The organism is Lapidilactobacillus concavus DSM 17758 (genome assembly GCF_001435835.1).
GTDB classification, from domain to species: domain Bacteria; phylum Bacillota; class Bacilli; order Lactobacillales; family Lactobacillaceae; genus Lapidilactobacillus; species Lapidilactobacillus concavus.
In genome coordinates this window covers 1-20,939 of the sequence record NZ_AZFX01000095.1, presented here as the reverse complement: position 1 = coordinate 20,939, position 20,939 = coordinate 1, and the positions used below count along the sequence as shown (strand labels likewise).

The 20,939-nt window shown below is 43.5% G+C and carries 17 protein-coding genes; 6 read left to right on the top strand and 11 right to left on the bottom strand.

Annotated features, from left to right (window positions below; translation table 11 throughout):
- Window positions 1-71 precede the first annotated feature (71 nt).
- From FC15_RS08665 to FC15_RS08655, 3 genes are all read right to left on the bottom strand, one after another.
- Complete coding sequence (locus FC15_RS08665; protein WP_057825842.1) at window positions 72-2,051, bottom strand: peptide ABC transporter substrate-binding protein; 1,980 nt, start codon at window positions 2,049-2,051, stop codon at window positions 72-74.
- Between the two features lie 336 nt (window positions 2,052-2,387).
- Window positions 2,388-2,591 carry a hypothetical protein gene (locus FC15_RS08660; protein ID WP_057825841.1) on the bottom strand — a complete coding sequence of 68 codons (204 nt, stop codon included), beginning with the start codon at window positions 2,589-2,591 and terminating at the stop codon, window positions 2,388-2,390.
- Between the two features lie 64 nt (window positions 2,592-2,655).
- Complete coding sequence (locus tag FC15_RS08655; protein ID WP_057825840.1) at window positions 2,656-3,141, bottom strand: hypothetical protein; 486 nt, start codon at window positions 3,139-3,141, stop codon at window positions 2,656-2,658.
- A 499-nt stretch (window positions 3,142-3,640) separates the two neighbouring features.
- Between FC15_RS08655 and FC15_RS08650 the strand changes: the two genes are divergently transcribed.
- Entirely contained in the window at window positions 3,641-4,552 is a 912-nt protein-coding gene (locus FC15_RS08650) for a helix-turn-helix transcriptional regulator (protein WP_057825838.1), read from the top strand.
- Between the two features lie 228 nt (window positions 4,553-4,780).
- Here FC15_RS08650 and FC15_RS08645 read toward each other — a convergent pair whose 3' ends face one another.
- The 6 genes from FC15_RS08645 to FC15_RS08620 form a co-directional block, all read right to left on the bottom strand.
- Window positions 4,781-6,763: a peptide ABC transporter substrate-binding protein gene (locus FC15_RS08645; RefSeq protein ID WP_057825836.1), complete on the bottom strand. Its 1,983-nt coding sequence runs from the start codon at window positions 6,761-6,763 to the stop codon at window positions 4,781-4,783.
- Window positions 6,764-7,346: 583 nt separating this feature from the next.
- Window positions 7,347-7,532 (bottom strand): hypothetical protein, encoded by a 186-nt coding sequence (locus tag FC15_RS08640; protein WP_057825835.1) that lies wholly within the window; start codon window positions 7,530-7,532, stop codon window positions 7,347-7,349.
- A gap of 42 nt (window positions 7,533-7,574) precedes the next feature.
- Window positions 7,575-8,855, bottom strand: a complete 1,281-nt coding sequence (locus FC15_RS08635; RefSeq protein ID WP_057825833.1) for an ABC transporter permease — start codon at window positions 8,853-8,855, stop codon at window positions 7,575-7,577.
- A complete protein-coding gene (locus FC15_RS08630; protein WP_057825831.1) occupies window positions 8,848-9,744 on the bottom strand; it encodes an ABC transporter ATP-binding protein in 897 nt (298 codons plus the stop codon). The genes FC15_RS08635 and FC15_RS08630 overlap by 8 nt, the downstream gene beginning before the upstream one ends.
- A gap of 723 nt (window positions 9,745-10,467) precedes the next feature.
- On the bottom strand, window positions 10,468-13,071 hold the full coding sequence (locus tag FC15_RS08625) for an FtsX-like permease family protein (RefSeq protein ID WP_057825830.1): 2,604 nt from the start codon (window positions 13,069-13,071) through the stop codon (window positions 10,468-10,470).
- Window positions 13,072-13,076: 5 nt separating this feature from the next.
- Window positions 13,077-13,781, bottom strand: a complete 705-nt coding sequence (locus tag FC15_RS08620) for an ABC transporter ATP-binding protein (RefSeq protein ID WP_057825828.1) — start codon at window positions 13,779-13,781, stop codon at window positions 13,077-13,079.
- 200 nt (window positions 13,782-13,981) lie between these two features.
- Here FC15_RS08620 and FC15_RS08615 point away from each other — a divergent pair, with 200 nt between their 5' ends.
- Complete coding sequence (locus tag FC15_RS08615) at window positions 13,982-14,452, top strand: glutathione peroxidase (protein WP_057825826.1); 471 nt, start codon at window positions 13,982-13,984, stop codon at window positions 14,450-14,452.
- Window positions 14,453-14,683: 231 nt separating this feature from the next.
- Here the strand turns inward: FC15_RS08615 and FC15_RS08610 are convergent, their stop codons facing one another.
- Window positions 14,684-15,352, bottom strand: coding sequence for an alpha/beta fold hydrolase (locus tag FC15_RS08610; RefSeq protein ID WP_057825824.1), 669 nt, complete (start codon window positions 15,350-15,352; stop codon window positions 14,684-14,686).
- 85 nt (window positions 15,353-15,437) lie between these two features.
- Between FC15_RS08610 and FC15_RS08605 the strand changes: the two genes are divergently transcribed.
- On the top strand, window positions 15,438-15,686 hold the full coding sequence (locus tag FC15_RS08605) for a hypothetical protein (protein ID WP_057825822.1): 249 nt from the start codon (window positions 15,438-15,440) through the stop codon (window positions 15,684-15,686).
- Here FC15_RS08605 and FC15_RS08600 read toward each other — a convergent pair.
- Window positions 15,675-16,484, bottom strand: coding sequence for a glycosyltransferase family 2 protein (locus tag FC15_RS08600; RefSeq protein WP_057825820.1), 810 nt, complete (start codon window positions 16,482-16,484; stop codon window positions 15,675-15,677). The two genes, FC15_RS08605 and FC15_RS08600, sit on opposite strands and share 12 nt — an antisense overlap.
- A gap of 270 nt (window positions 16,485-16,754) precedes the next feature.
- Between FC15_RS08600 and FC15_RS08595 the strand changes: the two genes are divergently transcribed.
- The 3 genes from FC15_RS08595 to FC15_RS08585 all read left to right on the top strand — a co-directional run bounded on the left by FC15_RS08595 (window position 16,755) and on the right by FC15_RS08585 (window position 20,849).
- A complete protein-coding gene (locus FC15_RS08595; protein ID WP_057825818.1) occupies window positions 16,755-17,582 on the top strand; it encodes a tyrosine-protein phosphatase in 828 nt (275 codons plus the stop codon).
- Window positions 17,583-17,591: 9 nt separating this feature from the next.
- On the top strand, window positions 17,592-18,524 hold the full coding sequence (locus FC15_RS08590) for an alpha/beta hydrolase (RefSeq protein WP_057825814.1): 933 nt from the start codon (window positions 17,592-17,594) through the stop codon (window positions 18,522-18,524).
- Window positions 18,525-19,868: 1,344 nt separating this feature from the next.
- Window positions 19,869-20,849: a DUF1002 domain-containing protein gene (locus tag FC15_RS08585; protein ID WP_057825813.1), complete on the top strand. Its 981-nt coding sequence runs from the start codon at window positions 19,869-19,871 to the stop codon at window positions 20,847-20,849.
- Window positions 20,850-20,939 lie beyond the last annotated feature (90 nt).

The window sequence follows — 20,939 nt, the reverse complement described above, 5'->3', positions numbered from 1 at the left end:
TTTATAACCTTTTTTACGGAAAAAAGGCTAGTAATGCTGCTAGCCTTCAGTCCTTTGATCAGTATTGACGATTAATTTTCGGAAGATTCTTCCTTGGCGATTTCTGCGCGTTTAGCTTTCCAAGCCTTCAATGCTTTTTGGTATTGAGCCGTTGTCACTGGCTTAGCTTGGATCTTCATGCCTTTGTAAGCTGAAGCTAATCCTGATTGTGCATATGGAATCTGGAATGGCACTGACTTCGTTACGGAAGGTGTACCACCTGCTGAATTAACAGGGATTTGAATCCCACTGTTTAACAACCAAGCTTCGGCTTTAGCAAATGCCTTATAACGTGCGTTCTTGTCGCTAGTAATCGCTTCGGCCTTACTCAACAAATCTTCATATTCACTAAAGTCAAGTGCTTTCTTAGCTGCGGCACCCTTATCTGTGCCTTGAACAGTTGCGCTAGCATCTAGACCAAGTGTTTGTAACATTGAACCTGTTGATGGGTTATAGATTTCCAAATATGATGATGGATCATCATAATCAGGTGTCCAACCAGAAGCATTACTAATATCAAAGTCACTAGCTTCACCAGATGTTGCTTGGTAAGTTGCAACCAGATATTTATCTTCGGATAAGAGTTGAATATTAACTTTGACAAAGTCAGTACCCAAGTTCTTCTCAACCGTGCTCTTGAATGACTTCGATTGATTCAAAGTCAAAACTGATTTTTGATCTGCTGGTAAATCTAAGTGAATTGGGAATGAAACACCTTCGGCTTGTAATTCTTTCTTAGCCTTAGCCATGTATTCCTTAGCTTTGGCAACATTGTAGGTACCATCTTGTGCATCGTCTAAGTTAATGTTCTTCCATGCATCAGGATCTAGAGAAACTAAGTCTTTTTCAACTTGCTTGCTGTAGTTCTGACCATCGATAGAAACGAAATCAGGTGGTGTCATTTCATTACGTAATGACTTACTTGCACCTGCTTCACCATTTGCTTGTGCATTGTAAGATGACTTGTTGAAGGCAAATTGAACGGCTAAACGGAAGTTACGGTTCAAGACTGCTTTCTTCGTGTCAGCTTTTTCCTTGTTCGTCTTCTTAGAAGTTGCATTGTAAGAACCACGATTCAAGTTCCAAGTGAAGTTAAAGACAGATGAGTTTTGTGTTGACCAGATAATGTTGTCTTTGCTTTGCTTCAAAACATTCTTGTAGTCGGCACTTGTAGGGTAAACACGTGAACCCGTGAAATCACCCTTCATGAATGACTTGTACAAGCCGTCTGGGTTAGAACCATCGTTGTAAGTTAACTTAACGGTCTTAACGTGAACGTTCTTCTTATCCCAGTAGTTAGGGTTAGCCTTGTACTGAATCACAGACTTAGCTGTGAAGTTAGATAAGATGTAAGGACCATTGTAAAGGATGCTGTTTGTTGCAGCCTTACCAAAGTTCTTACCTTCTGACTTCAAGAACGAAGCTTTAACAGGATACATCACCCCATAAGTCAACTTAGAATTCCAATAAGTTTCAGGCTTATTTAATGTGTATTGTAATGTATGATCATCGATTGCTTTGATTCCGACCTTGCTGAAGTCCTTCGTCTTACCTGAAACGTAGTCATCCAAGCCCTTGATGCTGCCTTGAACAACGTAGAGTGTTGCAGACTTTGCGTCAACGGCATGCTTCAAACCAGTAACGAAGTCTTGAGCCTTAACAGTGCCTTGCTCGTTGCCTTCACTGTCGGTCCACTTATCGTTCTGACGTAAGTGATAAGTGTAAGTCAAACCATCTTTGCTAACATCCCATGACTTTGCGACACCGCCGACGAGTTCACCATACTTATTACGTGTGAGTAAACCTTCGACGAAGTTCTCAAGGTGATCACTGTTCGTTGAACGCGAAGTTACCGTGTAATCGAACGTATCGGGATCTGTTGCATAAACATAAGAATACTCCGTACTTGCTTTGTCGCCACTTGTTGAGCCTGATTTATTCCCGCAGGCAGCACCAAGTAAAGCAACACTGACTAACATTGCAGTCAGTAATCCTTTCTTTTGCCACTTCATAGATAAAAAGCCTCCAACCTATAATCTTTTTCTCTCATCAAACGAATCACCGCAAACGTTTTTAGAAATTGATAAAATAGTACAATTATTAGAGTTTGATGTCAACACTTTTCGGCAATTATTTTTGGATAATTGCCGTTTTTAAGCGTTGTCATCGTTAATCTATCAAAGTGTACCATGAATTTAAAAAAATTACGAATTGATGGTGTTTCCATGAACATTTGATGATTTATGAAGATGGATTTCAGTGGCAAAACTTTTTTATTAGAAATTCATGAGCGACAAACATTCCTTGCGGTCGTCATGCTATCGTACCATCAGCAGTCAATGACGCCTTTAATAGGCCGTCTTCGTGATGAAGTAATAATAGCTTAATGTTGCGCCGAACAAGGCGAGTATCCCAATGAAAATCCGAAGAGTAATATTGCCACCACCAAAGTCATCTTTGACAGGTGAAAAGAATGGCAACGCAAACCCGAAAATGAATAAGAGTGCAGGAAACGCCGGATGTTTCACGACAATACTAAAGATAAAAACCACAACTGAGCACAATTTCACGGTAGGTTTATTTGTGATTCACGACCATCTTCGTAAAGTCAGCCCATTACTTGACGCCACTAGTGTCGCCCGAGATGGTAATGAAATAAAAATAGCAACCAGTCGCTGTAATCAACATCAAAATTCCAATCAATACACGGCTGATCACATTTGACCCGCCGCCAACACTATCCGACATTGATGACAGAAATGGCAGCGCACACCCAAAAATAAATAAGAGCGCAATAAATGCTGGGCGCTTGATGAAACAACTATGAATAAAGACGACCAAGCCAACCACAATGCCGATAATCAAGAGATTGCGTGTCAACGGATCATTAATCCGAGTGAGATTGCCAGAAAGTCGCATTGCCCCATATTCTTCGATATTGAGCTTAGCCCTGGCATAAACATCCAGTGAGTCATATTGAAGCACATGGAAATGATCTCTAAATAAGAAGAAATAATCGATCAGAATAATAAATCCCGTCAGTGGTAATAGATAAGCGTGAATAATTTGGTTCAAACTTAGATACTTTTTGATTCTATCCATAATCCAGACCCCAATCCTATCGTCATTAACCAGCCAAAGTAAAAATGCGATGCTCAATCTCAGCAACCTGATTTTATTTTGAGAAGAAGCTCATCTTAAACCAATTTTCAAAAGAAGTTTTAATAATCAAGTAACAAATCGCTGTATCTCTACAAATTCAGCATCGCGACCATTCGATGTCTTCAGCCGGTGATGTGAACTGATTATCTCAAAAATACGGGTTAATTAGCTTATTAGTCAATATTATAGCATCAAAATATCAAAACTAAAGTATTTATATATTTATTTTTAAATATATCTCATAATATTCTCAGCTAAAACACGTGCTAACTTTCTCGCTTTTACTTATTGATATGGTAATATCCTATCAGCGAGTCTTCTGTTCGCAGCACTAAATTCTAACGGCATCGCACGGCGAACGCCGGCCAAGACGATAAAAGTTCTGCTCGACACGGGTAGCAACTGAGAAGTTTAATGTCAATTTTCGAGGATGATTAGAGTGTTTTTAGGATCAAAAATATATGACGCACGAAAAAAGATGCAGCTCACCCAGAAAGAATTAGCCGACGGCATCTGTTCTCAAGCGACCATTAGTAAACTTGAAAGCAGTAATGAACCACCTGACGTACTAGTCCTCGCTCAATTATGCTTGCGAGTAAATTTAACGGTAAACGACGTGCTGAGTGAATTTGATCAACAAAATACGATGCCGCAAAAAGTTAAAAAGCTTTCCCAACAACTCTCAAAAGTTGAGCATCTATTCTTTGTTAACGAACCACTTAAAACAATAGATATCTTGAGCACCCTAAACGAATCTGATTTACAAATCGATCAAGATTTATTGGCCGAGTTTAATTTTGATTGGGGAAATTATTACTTATTAGGCAAGAATCAGTTTGATGATGCCCTTTTTTACTTCAACAAAGTATTAACGATTACCAGCATGGCTACAGATTCCCTCTTCACAATTCTGGCATACAACTCGCTGGGCGTCTGTTATGCCATGCAGGAAGACACTCAGAAGGCTGAATATTATTTTAACCTGTCGCTAGATCATGTCCGCTCATTTCGCCGTGAACACTCAGATTTAAGCTCGGAATCTATCGGTAAAATAGTTAGAATATTTAACAACATCAGCATTTTCTATTCTCGGCAACGCGAGTTTACTCGCAGCAATGAACTCATTAACGAAGCCATCGGGATCGTCACTCAATATCACAGCTTTCCACCACTTGAAGACTTTTATTACAATATTGCGTTCAACAGCTACGACAGTGGTTCAAACCAGCATGAATTGATGATCAGCAATTTAAATACTGCTGAGGTGCTAGCCGCTAATAATCAAAACAAAGTTGTACTGGATCACATCACCAAATTGCGAAAAGATATCGCTGATGGTAAAACCAGTTAGCCATCCCTAAAGCTAGCTCACGAAAGAGCTTGTCATCCCAAATGACGAGCTCTTTTTTTGATGTGTTCTTTTATGAACAGCAATTAAAGTAAATAATTAGGTCTACAACTAAAAAAAGAGGTCACGAAAATCGACGAATCGATCTTCGTGGCCTCCTAACAGCACAGGAGCAAACTCACGTTTAATTATATGATTATAGATTGGAATCTGCGGTGATTCAATCGAGTTTTAGTCCTTTGCTGCCTTTTCAGCGATTTCTGCTCTCTTAGCTTCCCACGCCTTCTTTGCCTTAGCTTTTTGTGCAACAGTTACAGGTTTAGCTTGTAACTTCATTCCTTTATAAGTTGATGCCAAGCCTGATAATGCATAGGCTGATGTGTAAGGCACAACTTTGGTTACAGAAGGTGATCCACCTGCTGAGTGAACAGGGATCTGGATACCACTGTTTAATAACCATGCTTCAGCTTTAGCAAATGCCTTGTAACGTGCGTTTGCGTCAGTCTTGATTGCTTCAGCCTTAGCTAATAATGAAACGTACTCTTCAAATCCAACAGCCTTCTTAGCCGCTGCGCCTTTATCTGCGCCTTGAACAGTTGCGCTAGCATCTAGACCAAGAGTTTGTAACATCGAACCAGTCTCAGGGTTGTAAATCTCCAAGTAAGTTGAAGGATCATCATAGTCAGGTGACCAACCAGAAGCGTTACTGATATCAAAGTCACTCGCCTCACCTGAAGTTGCTTGGTAAGTGGCAACTAAGTACTTGTCTTCTGATAAGAGTTGGATATCAACCTTAACATTCTTTGTGCCTAAGTTCTTCTCGACCGTGCTCTTGAATGACTTCGATTGGTTCAAAGTCAAAACAGCTTTTTGGTCTGCTGGTAAATCTAAGTGAATTGGGAACGAAACGCCCTCAGCTTCCAATTCTTTCTTTGCCTTAGCCATGTATTCCTTGGCTTTTTTAACGTTGTAAGTACCATCTTGGGCGTTTGCCAAGCTGACACCCTTCCAAGCTTCAGAGTCTTCACTAACAAGATCTTTTTCGACTTGGTCGCCGTATTCTTTACCATCGACTGAGACAAATTCTGGTGGTGTCAACATGTTACGCAATGACTTCTTTGCACCGCCTTCACCATTTGCTTGTGCATTGTAAGTTGTCTTGTTAAAGGCAAATTGAATGGCTAAACGGAAGTTACGGTTCAAGACAGCTTTCTTTGTATCTTCCTTCTCCTTGCTCGTCTTCTTAGAAGTTGCATTGTAAGAACCACGATTCAAGTTGAAAGTGAAGTTATAAGTTGAAGCATCTTGTGAAGACCAGACGATGTTGTTCTTGCTCTTCTTCAAAACATTCTTGTAATCTGCAGAGGTTGGGTAAACACGTGCTGCAGTGTAGTCACCTTTGATGAATGACTTGTACAATTCGTCTGGGTTAGAACCATCGTTGTAAGTTAACTTAACCGTCTTAACGTGAACGTTCTTCTTATCCCAGTAGTTAGGGTTTTCCTTGTATTCAATGACAGACTTAGCTGTGAAGTTCGACAACAAGTAAGGACCATTGTAGAGAATGCCGTTTGATGCTGGCTTACCAAAGTCAGCACCTTTTGACTTCAAGAATGATTCTTTAACAGGATACATCACCCCATAAGTCAATTTAGAGTTCCAGTATGTCTCAGGAGCATTCAAGGTATATTGTAAGGTGTGATCATCGACAGCCTTAACGCCAACCTTGCTGAAGTCCTTCGTCTTACCTGAAACGTAGTCATCCAAGCCCTTGATGCTGCCTTGAACCACGTAGAGTGTTTCAGACTTTGCGTCAACGGCATGTTTCAAGCCTGTCACGAAGTCTTGAGCTTTAACTGTACCTTGCTCGTTGCCTTCGCTGTCGGTCCATTTGTCGTCAGAACGCAAATGATAAGTATATGTTAAGCCATCTTTGCTAACGTCCCATGACTTCGCAACACCTGGTACGAGTTCACCATACTTGTTACGAGTCAACAGACCTTCCATAAATTCCTGTGTATGTGCACTGTTCGTTGCACGTGAAGTTACCGTGTAATCAAACGTTGTTGGATCTGTACCGTAAACATATGCATATGTTGTGGGTGCCTTGTCAGACGAACCACCATCAGCTGCAGACTTGTTACCACAAGCTGCGCCCAACAGTGCGATGCTGACAAGCATTGTTGCCATTAAACCTTTCTTTTGCCACTTCATTTAAAATTCCTCCGCTTCATGTCGAAAGCTATTTTGCCAGAAATGAATCGTTCTGGTGAATTGATGAAATTGTATGATTATTAGAGAATAATGTCAATAGATTTTGAAGAAAAATTTTATTTTTTTGTTTTAATCTGCAACAATCAACAAATATAATCGTTTACATTGCTGATTATAAGGCATTTAGTCTTCTTCAAAAATAATTCTTATTTTCGTCGCAAAATGAAAGTCATCATTAAGATTTCGCCGTAAATTAAATCTATTTCTAATTTGTTTAATGGTTTAATGATTTTTCACGTCGATTGATTCAACGATTGAATGGTTCCCACTCGATTGACGTCTCAATAGTCAACGTGAACCAACTGATATCATCGGATTATCCTGATAATATCTCATTGACAAACGGGCATTAAAGTTAAATGATTTTTTCTCATTTTTCGCATAAAAAAAGCCCTAAATCAGCATTTCCAGCAACTGGTCGTGTGATTGAGAGCAATGTATTTTTATTTTTTAATTGCAGCTTAGAAATACGGTCATCTTAGTCCGACCCATCAGGTTATTTTTGCCTTCGCTATTTTTTCCTTCAATGATGAGTGACTAATGCTGCGCCAGTGATAACCAAGCCAATAATCAGCAGAATTGCCAACGGCCCGTTAAGCAATCCCGTCTTGAAATAATCTCGCCCTAAAAGATAGGCGCCGGCAATCCATAACAGGCTTGCAATTAGAATTGTTAACGTTTGATCTGTCCCTGAATCACGTTTAAACATGATGGCCTCTTTCTCATTTCAACGATTGAATCTGAATCTCAGTTAACCCTGACGCTTCTTTCGATTCGTCAAGATACGGAAGGAATGCCGCATTGCCTGCCATATATTCCCATCCGAATAAACAAGCACATTAGCTCGATACAGCGTTAATGACAAGAAGTAGCCTAATCCCATTGCCACAATAGAAATTGCCAGTGACAGCAAAGCCTCGCCTCCTGAAGCAGCTTCTGTCGCCAGACGTGCCGGCATAACGATTGGTGAGATCAACGGGACATAGGCAGCCACACGAACCAGAATATTATCGCTCCCATTCGCAGCCATCAATCCCAGAATATATGCAAAGATGGCGAAGAACGAAATCGGCGTCACGACCTGCTGAACTTGCTCAACCGCACTGACCAGCGAGCCTAACATTGCGGCAATAATTGTATAGGTCAAGATACCCACAATGAAGAAGGCAATCGTCAGCAGCATCTGTGCGGACCAAATGCTAGGCAAACTAATGGATCCAATCAGCGTCTTCAACTGTGGATATTGCCCCAATAAATATTGGTTCAAGAACGTCCGACCCGCTAAGAAAAGCACACCATAAACAACGAGTTGTGTCACAATCAGCGCAAAGATGCCACAGATCTTGCCAAGAAATTGCGTCTTGACATCGATACTCGACAGAATGATTTCCATAATGCGAGTCCCCTTCTCAGACGCGACCTCGCTGGCAATCATACCCGCATAGCTCATGATAAACATCATCATGATGACCGCAACCGCCGTTGCTAAAACCACGTTGATCACACGCTGATGTTGATTCCTATCCACCTGCTGACCATCCTCAAACGACACAACTTGATGCGTGGTGACTGTCGGCTGCAACAACTCTTGTAGTTGAGACTGACTCAACTTTAAACGATTCGCTTGGAACTGCAAGTTCAATTGTGTGAACTGTGCATCCAAAGCCGTTGACGGCAAATCCTGTCCATCTGTCCGACTCACATAAGCCACTTTCAAATTATCTTTGACCGTTGTAACCACCGCGTAACCGTCAATTTTTTGTTGACTCAAAGCTTTCTTAGCGGCTGCTTGCGTCTTGATTTTATGATCAACTTTCAAATCTGCCACCTTGAGTTGTTGTAAGGTAGGCTGCAATTCTGCTTGTGGCGTCACGATTGCCATTTTAACATCTTCTTGCGACTTCGCCACGAAGAAACCGACTAAACCACCCACCAGCATGATCACAAGTGGCGCGACAACCATCCAGATGAACGACCCACTGCGTAGATTTTTTAAATAAACTTGGCGAAAAACTGTTTTGAATTTAGACATTAGGTTCACCCGCTTTCAACTTGAAAATTTCTTCCAAAGTTGGTGGTTGTTGATTAAATTCAGGAATATAGCCATTCTTCGTTGCTAATTCAAACACACGACGACCCACCGTTTCATCGGCAAGCGTCAATTCAAGCTTCTGATGATGCGGCACCACCGTCACCACGCCAGGAATTGCGCGTAACTCTTCGGCAGTCAGTGGCGACTCTATCGTCAACTTAACTCGACCGAAACTCTGGCGCACCTGATCAACTGTGCCATGTAGAACCATCTGACCCGAACGCAACATGACAAGCTGATCACTGACCTGCTCAACATTATCCATATTGTGATCAGAGTAAATAATAGCGGCACCTTGCTGCTTCAACGTCATGATTCCCTCACGCAGAATCCCGACATTCACCGGATCCAAGCCACTGAAAGGCTCATCCAAAATCACGAGTTTCGGCTGGTGGATCAGTGTCGCGATCAACTGAATCTTCTGCGCATTTCCTTTCGACAAATCCTTGATCTTATCCGTTGCCTTCGCCTTCACTTCGAAGCGCGACAACCATTGCGGAATTTCCCGTCGAACATCGGCGCGTTTCATGCCGCGCAACTCAGCGAAATACACGATCTGATTCTCAACCGTCATCTTCGGAAAAAGCCCGCGTTCCTCCGGAAGATAGCCCAGTTCATCGTACTGATTTTGCGTGAAAGGCGCACCATTCCAAGTTATGGCGCCAATATCCGGTTCGATAAAGTTAAGAATCATCCGGAATGTCGTTGTTTTGCCAGCGCCATTCTGCCCAATCAAGCCCAAAATTTCGCCATGATGCACATCGAAGCTCACATCATCAACGGCTTTCATGGTGCCGAATGATTTGGTGAGGTGTTGTAGCGATAGCATCTGAGATTTCCTCCTCAATGTGAAGTCTGTGATAGTGATATGATACCGTATTCCTGGGGAAATAGGAATTGGTTGTGATGCTGTGAAAGTTCTGTTGGTCTGCACGTTTTTTGCAGACTTACAGAACGGGTAAATTGGAGACTTCGAATTTTGAAGGCTCCAATTTTAGTCGAAAGCTACTTTTAGCTTGCTAAAAGAGCTGTAGACGACCCCACAGCAGGAACAACCATTTCCCGTAGCAACTTCGGCGAATAACAATAAAAAAATTCGATTTTCTTGATTTGTCATTCTAGACACACGAAGAATACAAAAATTCACGCCAAAATACTTGTCATTTTCAATCAAACGAAGCAAGTATTTTGGCGTGAATCTGAAAATTAGTCGTGGCTCAACTTCGCCATTTGAAGCAATCACGATTTTTTAGTGTGGCTATCATTTTTCGTTCGAAGAAATAGGCTGCCAGTAAATCACACCCAGTTATCTTAAGTGCCGACTAAATCAGAAGTTGCGAAGGAAAATGGTCGTGATGCTGTGAAAGTTCTGTTAGACCGCGAGTAGCGTGGACTTACAGAACGGGTAAATTGGAGACTTCGAACTTTGAAGGCTCGAATTTTAGTCGAAAGCTACTTTTAGCTTGCTAAAAGAGCCGTAGACGGCCCCACAGCAAGAACAACCATTTTCCGCAGCAACTTCGGGTTGCACGTTCCGCAGCCAACAGTCTCATCACTCATTTGCCTTCAGTGCTTCAATCATATCGACTCGTTTCAGTTTAAAGTGGGTCACGATCATAACGACGATGGTGAACACGATCGTCATAACGATTGCCGTGAGGTATCCAGCAGGACTGATAATCAGTGGGAAAATAAGCGCGTCGGTTTCTGCTTGGTGCAGGATGAACCAGGTCAATAGGTTGCCGAAGCCGAGACCAACGATGATTCCGAATAGCGTTAAGATGACATTTTCGCGAACGATATACATCGTGACTTCTCGGTCGAAGAAACCGAGGACTTTAATCGTCGATAGTTCGCGAATTCGCTCGGAAACGTTGATGTTCGTTAGGTTATAGAGCACGATGAATGAGAGTAATCCCGATAGCAGAATAAAAATCAAAACAATTGGCCGTAAGCTGGCGGTTTGCTTGTCAACGGCATCAATTTGTGTGGACAGGTAAGAATTGTTAACGACTTCGCCGGTTTTTAATAATTGGCCGGCTAGTTTTTCTTCCTGTGCTTGAGACTGTGACTTTAATTTAACCAACCAGGTTGAGGGTTGATAACGATTGGATGTTACACGGTTGAGGTAGGCCTTTGTCATGTAAATAAAGTGGCCCGCATAATTCTCGGTGATGCCACCAACTTTAATTTGGTAATCATGATTGTCGGCGTCATGTAGCGTAACGTGATCGCCGACTTTGACCTTCAATAGTTGTGCTGCTTTACGAGTCAGTAGCGCGCCGTTTTGAGGTAGCGCTTCAGATAACTTCACATAACGACGAAAAACCTTAGGTTGACTGGTTGCGTAGAGCGAGACGCTGTCGACCGACTGGTGTTTTTTCTGCAGTTTGACCATTTCCAAGTAGACGGGTAGGTGTGCGCGGTACTTTTGATTGGCATTTAAGATGGCCGCCGTGCGCGTCGTCTGCTTGCCTTGCCGATTCAGGGTCAGAACAGCTTGGTAATTGATGATCTGATTGAATTGCGTCTGTCCAGAATAATCAATTGAGTCACGGATACCAAAACCAGTGAGAATGAGACCGGTCCCGCCTGCGATGCCTAGAATTGCCATCCACATACGTGATTTGAAGCGGAAAAGATTACGATAGCTGACTTTTTGGTTAAAGGTTAACCGGCGCCATAACGGCGTGATGCGTTCGAGTAAGATTCGTTTGCCGGCTTTCGGTGCCCGTGGTTGCATCAACATTGCCGGTTTTTCGAGCAATTCGCGGTTAACAACAATTAAAACAGCCCCGAGTGACGCGACAAGTGATAACAGAATGGCAATCGCAATCGTTGGCCAATCGTAGCTCACCGGGTTGGGTGGAAAGCTGTATTGATCGCGCATGATTGAGATCACGAGTGCCGGCAAAGTGTTGGTCCCAATCACGACACCGGTGACGATGCCGATGACCGTCGCAGATAGCGCGTATAAATAATAATCCTGGGAAATTTCGAAACGTGTGTAACCCAGTGCCTTAAAGATGCCGACCTGCGTGCGTTCCTCTTCGACCATTCGCGTGATAGTCGTGAAGGTAATCAGCACCGCAATCAGAAAGAAGATCAGTGGGAAAACATTCGCGATTGCCGCGATCCGATCGGCCAAATCACCATAACTGGTAAAATCGGGTCGATCCGCGCGATCATTGAAGTAATAAGTTGTCTTCGCTAATGTCGCGACTTTATTTTTTGCAGTGGTCAATTTTGTCTGGGCGCTGGTTAATTGTTCTTCCTGCGCGCTAAGTTCTGGCGTAGTCGACAGCTGGCCAGCGCTTGCCGTCTGAAGTTGTTGCTTCGCGGTGGCTAGTTGCGCCTTAGCTTGATTGAGTTTGGCTTGTTGTTTCTCAATTGGGGTTAATGCTTGTTGGCGAATTTCACGATCACGAGCAGTTGCACGCCCTTTAAAAATCGTCTTAAGCTGCTTGATTTTTCGATCAACTTTATTTTGATAGGCTTGGCTGTAGCTGTTCCGATCTTGAAACGCTTTGAATCGCAAATCGATCGTTGAATAAACCGTCGCCTTAAAATTCGCCAACGGTAAATAACCAAAGTAATCGAGGGTGCCATCACCAATCGTTGTGGTACCACGCGAACTCGTGTGGATGTATAACGGCGATGTCGCGAAGCCGACGATGCGATAAGTCTGTCGATTCAACTGATCTTGATCAAATTTAATGGTTTCACCAATCCGATAGTCAGTCTTGCGCGCCAAATCATCGAGTACGATTTCATTGTCGCTTTTGGGCAGACGCCCCGAGGTGAGATAGAGTTGGTTCAATGAATCTTTTTTAGCGTAACTGATCAGTTTGAACGTATCGTTGTCTTGGGCGGCAATCGCATCAATTGACTTGTTGGCCTGAACTTGGGCGCCAGAAAGTTGCCGCGCAAGTGTCACGTCGCGCGATGTCAGACCACTCGTCGAGATTAGTTGAACATCACTTGCCTTTTGCTCCCGCAAATAAATTGTGGCATTACGATAGAGATCTGGGCCACTAGACTTGATGCCAACGAATAGCAAGACACCTAGCATGATAATCAAGGCAATGGCGACGAATCGGCCCCAGCTGCCACGGATTTTACGACCGAGTAAACGAAATTGGAGTTGATTTTTCATGCGGATCACCATTCGATCTTGCCGATAGAGACTGGGGTCTGATTTTCGGTGATCTCGCGTACCTTCGCATCGTTAATGCGAATCACGCGATCAGCCATCGGTGCTATAGCGGCGTTATGAGTAATGATCAAAACGGTTTGATTGCGCTTATGGCTGACATCTTGCAGTAACTTCAAGACTTGCTTACCCGTTTCGTAGTCCAAGGCGCCCGTGGGTTCATCCGCAAGTAATAGCTTCGGATTCTTGGCGAGCGCTCGAGCAATAGCCACACGCTGTTGTTCGCCACCAGATAATTGCGAGGGAAAATTATCCATCCGCTGGGCTAAGCCAACTTCCTGCAGAACTGTCGTTGGATCCAACGCATCCGGTGCAACCGCCGTCGCCAATTCAACGTTTTCTTTAGCGGTTAGGTTAGGGACTAGGTTGTAGAACTGAAAGACGAAGCCGACATCTGTTCGCCGATAGGCCGTCAATTGTCGCTCGGAAAATGCGGCAATATCGACATTATCGACTAAAATCTGCCCGGAAGTTGGACTGTCCATGCCGCCTAAAATATTTAGAATCGTTGATTTTCCAGCACCACTTGGGCCTAAGATTACCGCGAGTTCACCTTGCTTGACACTAAAATTCAACGCATCATTAGCGATAATCGTTTGCTCGCCCATGCGGTATTGTTTCGTCGCATTAACCACTTCAACATAATTTGCCATCTAAATTCCCCTTTGATCTTGCAATCCGCGACAGCTTCTTGCATACGCTCTCATCATGATTAAGTTAATCATACACGCTTTTTGATGAACAAATCAATCATTTCCGTGCGGATCGACGCCAACTAGACGCTCATAATGAGCAGAAAGATACAGGTTGATTAATCATTCACGTATACTAAAACTAAAAGGAGGTTATGTAGATGTCAATTTATGATTATGAAGTCATCTTATCAGATGGCACTAAGTATAAGCTGGACGAATATCGCGGCAAACCAATGGTCATCGTGAATACGGCGACTAAATGTGGATTCGCGCCTCAGTTCGAAGCTTTAGAAAAAATCTATGAAGATTATCGTGGCCGCGATTTGGTCGTGCTCGGGTTTCCATCGAATCAATTCAAGCAAGAATTGGATGACACCCAAGAAGCCGTTGAATCCTGCCGAACCACCTATGGCGTCGAATTTCCGATGCACGAAATTAAAGATGTGAATGGCAATGATGGCTGGCCGCTCTTTGAATACCTCACAACGGAACAACCTGGGATTTTAGGCAAAGAAATTTCATGGAACTTTACGAAATTTCTCGTTGATCGTGAAGGAAACGTCGTGAAACGCTATGAACCCAAGACCGATCCGGATAAAATGCGCCCAGATATCGAAAAGCTACTCTAAGTTAATTAAATTTAATCTCATCAGCCAAGGCATCCCGATTCGAGTGCTTTGGCTTTTTTGTCTCATTCGATTGAACAAAGCTAATCGATATGCCCCACAGAAATTTGTTTCAAATCACCAAACGACCCCATTAAAAAAATCTTCTTCACTCAAAAATATGAAGAAGATCTCTGTCTTTAATTGTTGCGAGTGATTGCGGGTGACACCTGCGTGTCTCTTAGGACACCTTAATTATTCTGGCTCTTCCTCACAAAACTTGCGTATGATTGGCAAGAGTTTAAAACTATCCACCACGTAACTGCTATGTGTCTCTTTGGGCAAGATCAGTAACTTGCTGTTAGGAATCTGGTCGGAAATATAACGGGTGTGGCTGATTTTCACCGAATCCTTCTCGCCGGCCATGACCAATGACGGAATCTGGATCCTCTGCAAGTCAGCCTTCGTGATATTCGGTTCGGTGTTGAGAATGCGCAGCTCAGGACGTTGCGTGACGAGATGCCAGCCCCAATAATAGAAGCGATCGCGCCGATGCAAGCCATTCGGATTCAGATTGGCGCCACTGATCATCAGTTTTTGCAAGAGTTGCGGGTGTTGACTGGCGACCAGTAACCCGACGATACCACCATCACTGAAGCCATAGAGTAGTGGTGATTCTAAGTGTAATTGCTGAATGAAATCAACCACATCATTGGCCATGTCCTGATAATGCAACTCAGAAACCCGCGCGCTCTTACCATGTCCACGGTTGTCCAATGCGTAAACATGAAAGTACGCACTCAGCGTAGGCATTAACTTATCAAATATTTGATGCGTTTCCCCATTGCCATGCAGTAAAATCAACGGTTGGCCTTGGCCACTCTGAACATAATAAATTTTTGTGTGATTGACATTGATTTCCATTTTTATCTCCCATCAAAGCAGTTGACAGCGTTTCACTGTATGTTTCATCGTTCTGTCGTTATAATTAAGTAAAGGAGTGATTCTAATGAGTGAAGATGTTTTGTTCAACCCTGGTGACGCAATTGCAAATGCCCATGATTTTGCGGCGGCTCGCGTCAGCGCCGAGATTTACAAACAACGTAACGCGTTACAGTCCCCGCTAATTATTGTCGAAGATGCCACGAAGAAGGATGCCTTCGCCGTTTATTTCGAAAAGGATCTACAAACCGTTCCCAGTGATGCCGCATCGGTCATCAAATATCATGTTCGCGATCGTTTAGATCTAGATCGTTAGGTCCGTTTTACGATACTTACGACGTTTTTTAGGGCGACGTGGTCGTTTCTTAACACTCTGCTCTGCGGCGTTGGTATGATTCAGCTCGCGTAAAATCCGATAATTAGCAACCACCGTATCCGGTACTTTTTGTAGGTCGAACGCATGAACCAGGCTATCTGCGCGTTGAACGTAATGATAGAGTGGCACGGTGTCCATATAAAAGAATCGACTGACATTGATATATTGGACATTGAAGAGCTGGTCCTCCATCAAATCTAAGTCTGATGTGAAACGCAAGCGATGTTTACGGACCACCGACGTTAGGTAACCCTTGTTCCAAGTATACCCCCGCACACTACCAGAAAGTTTCAGGACCCGGTTAATCATTTCTTTACGCGTGAGTAGTCCCGATTCTTGTTTCAAGGCAGCGGAACGTCCACGGGGATCGATCGCATAACCACAGGCCACCATTTCTGCATGTGAACGTTGAAAAGCCTTGACCATGAAGTCGATATACTGACTCTCGACCCAGTCATCCCCGTCCACAAACGTGAAGTATTCACCGGTCATCTGTTGCATACCAAAATTTCGCGTCTCGGATATCCCGTGATTCTCGCGGTGAAAAGCATGAATACGCGGATCGATCTGCACCCAATAATCGAGGCGCTCCCCTGTACCATCAGTAGATCCATCATCAATAATGATGATTTCTAACTGGCGATAGGTCTGCGCTAAGAGGCTGCGAATGCAACGATCCATGTATGGCCGAACATTATATAGGGGCACGATAATACTAAATAAGGGTGTCAGTGACATTGTCCTCCACCTTTCATACTGCTTCTAATTATAGACGTTCACACTGAATTGGTAAAATGATTTCCTAACGATTCTAAATTCACGACTAATTTACTACAATTCTAAATCGTTCAAGCTCAGTGAATTTTTTTAATGACTTACTATCTTAATGAATTACATTTTTAATGATTTACCTTTAGTGATTCAGTTTGGTCACTAATGCTTATTTTTTGATTTACTTTTATGATTAATTCTTGTTTTGTTAAAGATTCTCAGAAGGAAGTGATCATCATGGCTCAATCTTCAACTAATCTCAATAAGGTCGTTGCACCGGAACGCGTCGTGGTCTTGCGTGGTTCGATCAACTTTCGTGATTTAGGCGGTTATCGTAATCAACGAGGTCAACTGACAAAATGGCGCAGAATTTATCGAGCCGCTTCCTTGGGTAATCTCACCGCAAGCGATCGACAATTGCTCAGCGACTTAGATATTGTCCACGATATTGATCTGCGCTCTCCTTCTGAACAACAATCCTATCCAGATCAGCAATGGCCTGGTGTCCAGTTGATCAGCAATCCCCTCTATCCATCATCAAATTTTGGACGGATCGTTAATCACCATCGAGTCAGACGCTTCTTCAACTGGCGCCACGCCATCCCCAATTTAGACAATCCAGTCGCTCGCATTTACCAAAACGTGATTCTCAGCAATCATAGCCAACAAGCCTTTGCCACAACCTTCAAAACCCTACTTTCACAACAAAATGATGACGCCACGGTTTTTCATTGTGCAGCTGGTAAAGACCGAACAGGGATGACTGCCGCCTTGATCTTGATGGCCTTGGAAGTTCCCGATGATACGATTATCCAGGACTATTTATTGACGAATGACCTGTATCATTATTCGGACACCCACGAACCGCCAACTAACGACCGAATTCAACGTACCGTCGACCAAATGAATACTAAGACCGGCGAAGCGCTCTATATTGAAGGCGTCTTGCGTACCATTAACGAAGGTTACGGTGGGATTGCAGGTTATTGGCGCCATGCCCTACAACTTTCTGCTAACGACTTGAAGGACTTCAGACAACGTTTCCTCACCGACCCCAAGAATTGAGGTGCCCCTATGAATTGGAAAAAAGCCGCAAGTATTCTTATTCCGACTGTTTCCATTTTAGGCTTCAGTCAACTCTGTACGAAATTCTATCGTTATGGTTTTGCCCGCGTCGATCCACCCTTGACGCCTGAAACCGACGATCCCGAATATCTCGCTGCTTATCAAGAATTCAGCCAATGGTTCAATCGACAAAAGAAGGAGCAGTGGTGGCTGTACTCAGATGATCCCAGTAATCGGATCCACGCCGTCTACCTACCAAATCCTCGACCCACTAAAAAAGCGGTTGTGATTGCACATGGCTATCACGGCAATGCTCAAATGATGGCGGCCTATGCTCAACTCTTCCAGGAACTCGGCTATCACGTCTTAATGCCAGATAATCGTGGTCATGGTGAAAGTGCCGGACGCTGGATCAATTTTGGCTGGCTGGATCGTCTCGACTATCTCGACTGGTGTTTAGATTTGATCGATCATCTCGGCTCCGACTGTGAATTGCTGCTCTTCGGCGTTAGCATGGGCGGTGCTATCACCATGATGATGAGCGGTGAAGATTTACCACCACAAGTGAAAGCAATCATCGAAGATTGCGGCTACAGTTCATTGCACGAACAACTCGCCTACCGCGCTAAAGTTGAATTTCATCTTCCCCAATTCCCGACACTCCCAATCGCGAGTCTCATCAACCGTATCGTGTTAGGTTTTAGTTTAAATGATGTCAATTCCCTACAAGCACTCGCAAAAAATACGAGGCCGATTTTTTTCATCCATGGTGAAAAGGATGATTACGTGCCGACGAGTATGTGCTACAAGAACTTTGCGGCAACTTCTGCGCCGAAGGAAATGTGGATCGTTCCAAATGCGAAGCATGCGGAGGCATTTGCGATTGACCCAGAGGCTTATCGGGATCGTGTGAGTTGGTTTCTGTCGCGGGCTGGGTTGTAGATTTGGTTCTTTCATACAACTGGATTTCAGACCCGGCAGTCCATTATGTATCTGTCAAGTTGTCAGACCCGGCAGTCCACTATGTATCTGTCAGGCCTTCAGACCCGTCAGCCCACTGCGTGGAAAGTTGTTGCCTTCGCTTGTGGGTCCGGCTGCAGGTTTATTCGGCTCGCGCTTCGCACTCGGCGAATAAATCTTCCGCCTCAAACATTAGCCTTCGCTAGCGTGTGTAACACGTTTGCGAAGGCTAATGTTTGTCCCATGTTGTAAAATCCGCATGGCCCCCGCGGATTAACAACATTTTCACAGCACGGCAACAACTTTCCACTCCGTTCCCTGACTCAGATGTGAAGGCAGAGCTGAGCTTTAAATTAAGGAGTAGAAATTAGCATAGATTACTAAGACAGTTATTCAATAGCTTAGACTAAATCAGAAGTTGCGGAGGAAAACGGTTGTGATGCTGTGAAAGTTTTGTTGGTCTGCACGCTTTTCGCAGACTTACAAAACGGGTAAATTGGAGACTTCGAATAGAGTGTGTAACAAAGCGGTTAGCTTCTGAGCATTAACAATGATTTCTGAATGATACGCTTGCGGATCATTTAGAAATTGTGGTTAAGCGCAAGAAGCTGCCTTGTGTAGCACGTTTTTGAAGGCTCCAATTTTAGTCAAAAGCTACTTTTAGCTTGCTAAAAAAGCTGTAGACGGCCCCACAGCAGGAACAACCATTTTCCGCAGCAACTTCGGTGAGGCGAGACAATGCACATGCAAGCATGCCAATTGTCCGTAGCAACTTCGGTTTGTACCCCGACAACTTCACACTTCCATCATAAATTCACCCAACAACTTCCATTTTTGTCGCACACTTCTTTCAAACCTCCGCGATATGATAATCAACATAGAAAGCAGAGGTGATTGCAACGAAACATCAATTTTTCTCCTTCGTCGCCTACTCCAGTGACGAAGTGAGACAGGCCCGTAGCCTAATTCGTAGTTAGTGATTGCTACTTTTTTTCATTGATTCCTCCCTTAATAAACGCTTCCGCACTGACTGAGTGCCCGCTCAGAATAAGTGCACTTGTTGACGAAAGTTGCCCGCTTCTCGTCAACAACCTGTAACTCACCATTGCCCGATGGTGAGTTACGCGAGATAATTATCCTTCCTCCACCCATCAAGTTGCCTGCTTGGTGGGCTTTTTGTTTCATCCTTAAGACTGATTTTCCTTAAGCAGACCTTAAGCTTGAGTGTTTGAGTCTTTGTTGGCGCGATCGCTTTGTTATAATAGCAGGGTAAGTTAAACTTACCCTGATGTTTCAGGTATTATTTTTCATAACGAGGTTAAAAATATGCTTAAAAAGAAATCTTGGTTCTTCTTGCTCGCAACACTGATCGTTGGTGTTGGCTTCTCGTGGTCACGCGCTAGTTCGGTCAATGCGGCAACGACGACGGACTGGACGAAACCAGTTGTGACGCTTGGTTCATCATTGACAGATGATCAGAAGCAAGGGACAATCAGCACGTTAACAGCCAGTCTGAATGGTGCAGAATATTCAACATTGACGGTCAATGGCGCAACTTTAGTGAAATATTTAAATCCATCTGGTTCGACTTTTACGGTTAATTCTGGCGTTTGGTCGAGCGCAATGGTGCAAAAAACGAGCTCGGGTTCGGGGATCAATGTCAAAATTCTCAATTACAATGGTGCAAACAATATTACCACGATTACGGCGGATCAATATAAGAATGCTGCAGTGACTGCCGGTGTGACCGATGCAAATATTTATGTGACTTCCGCAATTCCCATCGATGGTTCTGGCGCTTTAGCCGGTGTCTACGCTGCTTTTGCTCAAAATGGTGACACACTCAATCAGAAGCAGATCACGGCTGCGCAGGACGAGATGTCGACGTTAAGTGACATTAATCAGGCGAACAAAGATAAAGATGGCTATTCAGATGCGCAATTGAACAATGCGGTTGCCGAAGCCAAGAAAGAGATGGCCGAAAAGGGAAGCTCAATCACAATTGGACAGATCACAACCATCGTCAACAACACGTTGAACAATAACAACTTGAACACCGTCATCAATAATAATCAAAAGACACAGATCATTAACATGTTAGTAAAAATTCGCGACTCCGGTGCGCTAAATTCTTCGAGTTTCAAACAACAAGCTTCAAAAATCGCCAGTAACATTCAGGCGAATGCCAAAAACATCTTCAATAAACTCAATACTGAAGAAAACCGTAATTTTCTACAAAAGGTCTGGGATGCCATCGTCAGCTTCTTCAAAAGTATCTTTGAGACACTTCGAAGTTATTTCAATTAAGTGGTACAGATCAACTGGCGAATCATGGGTGTGGGGTACTGTGCCCTGTCAAGTTTACACATTAAATAATAAAAATTAGTTGGCTTTGCC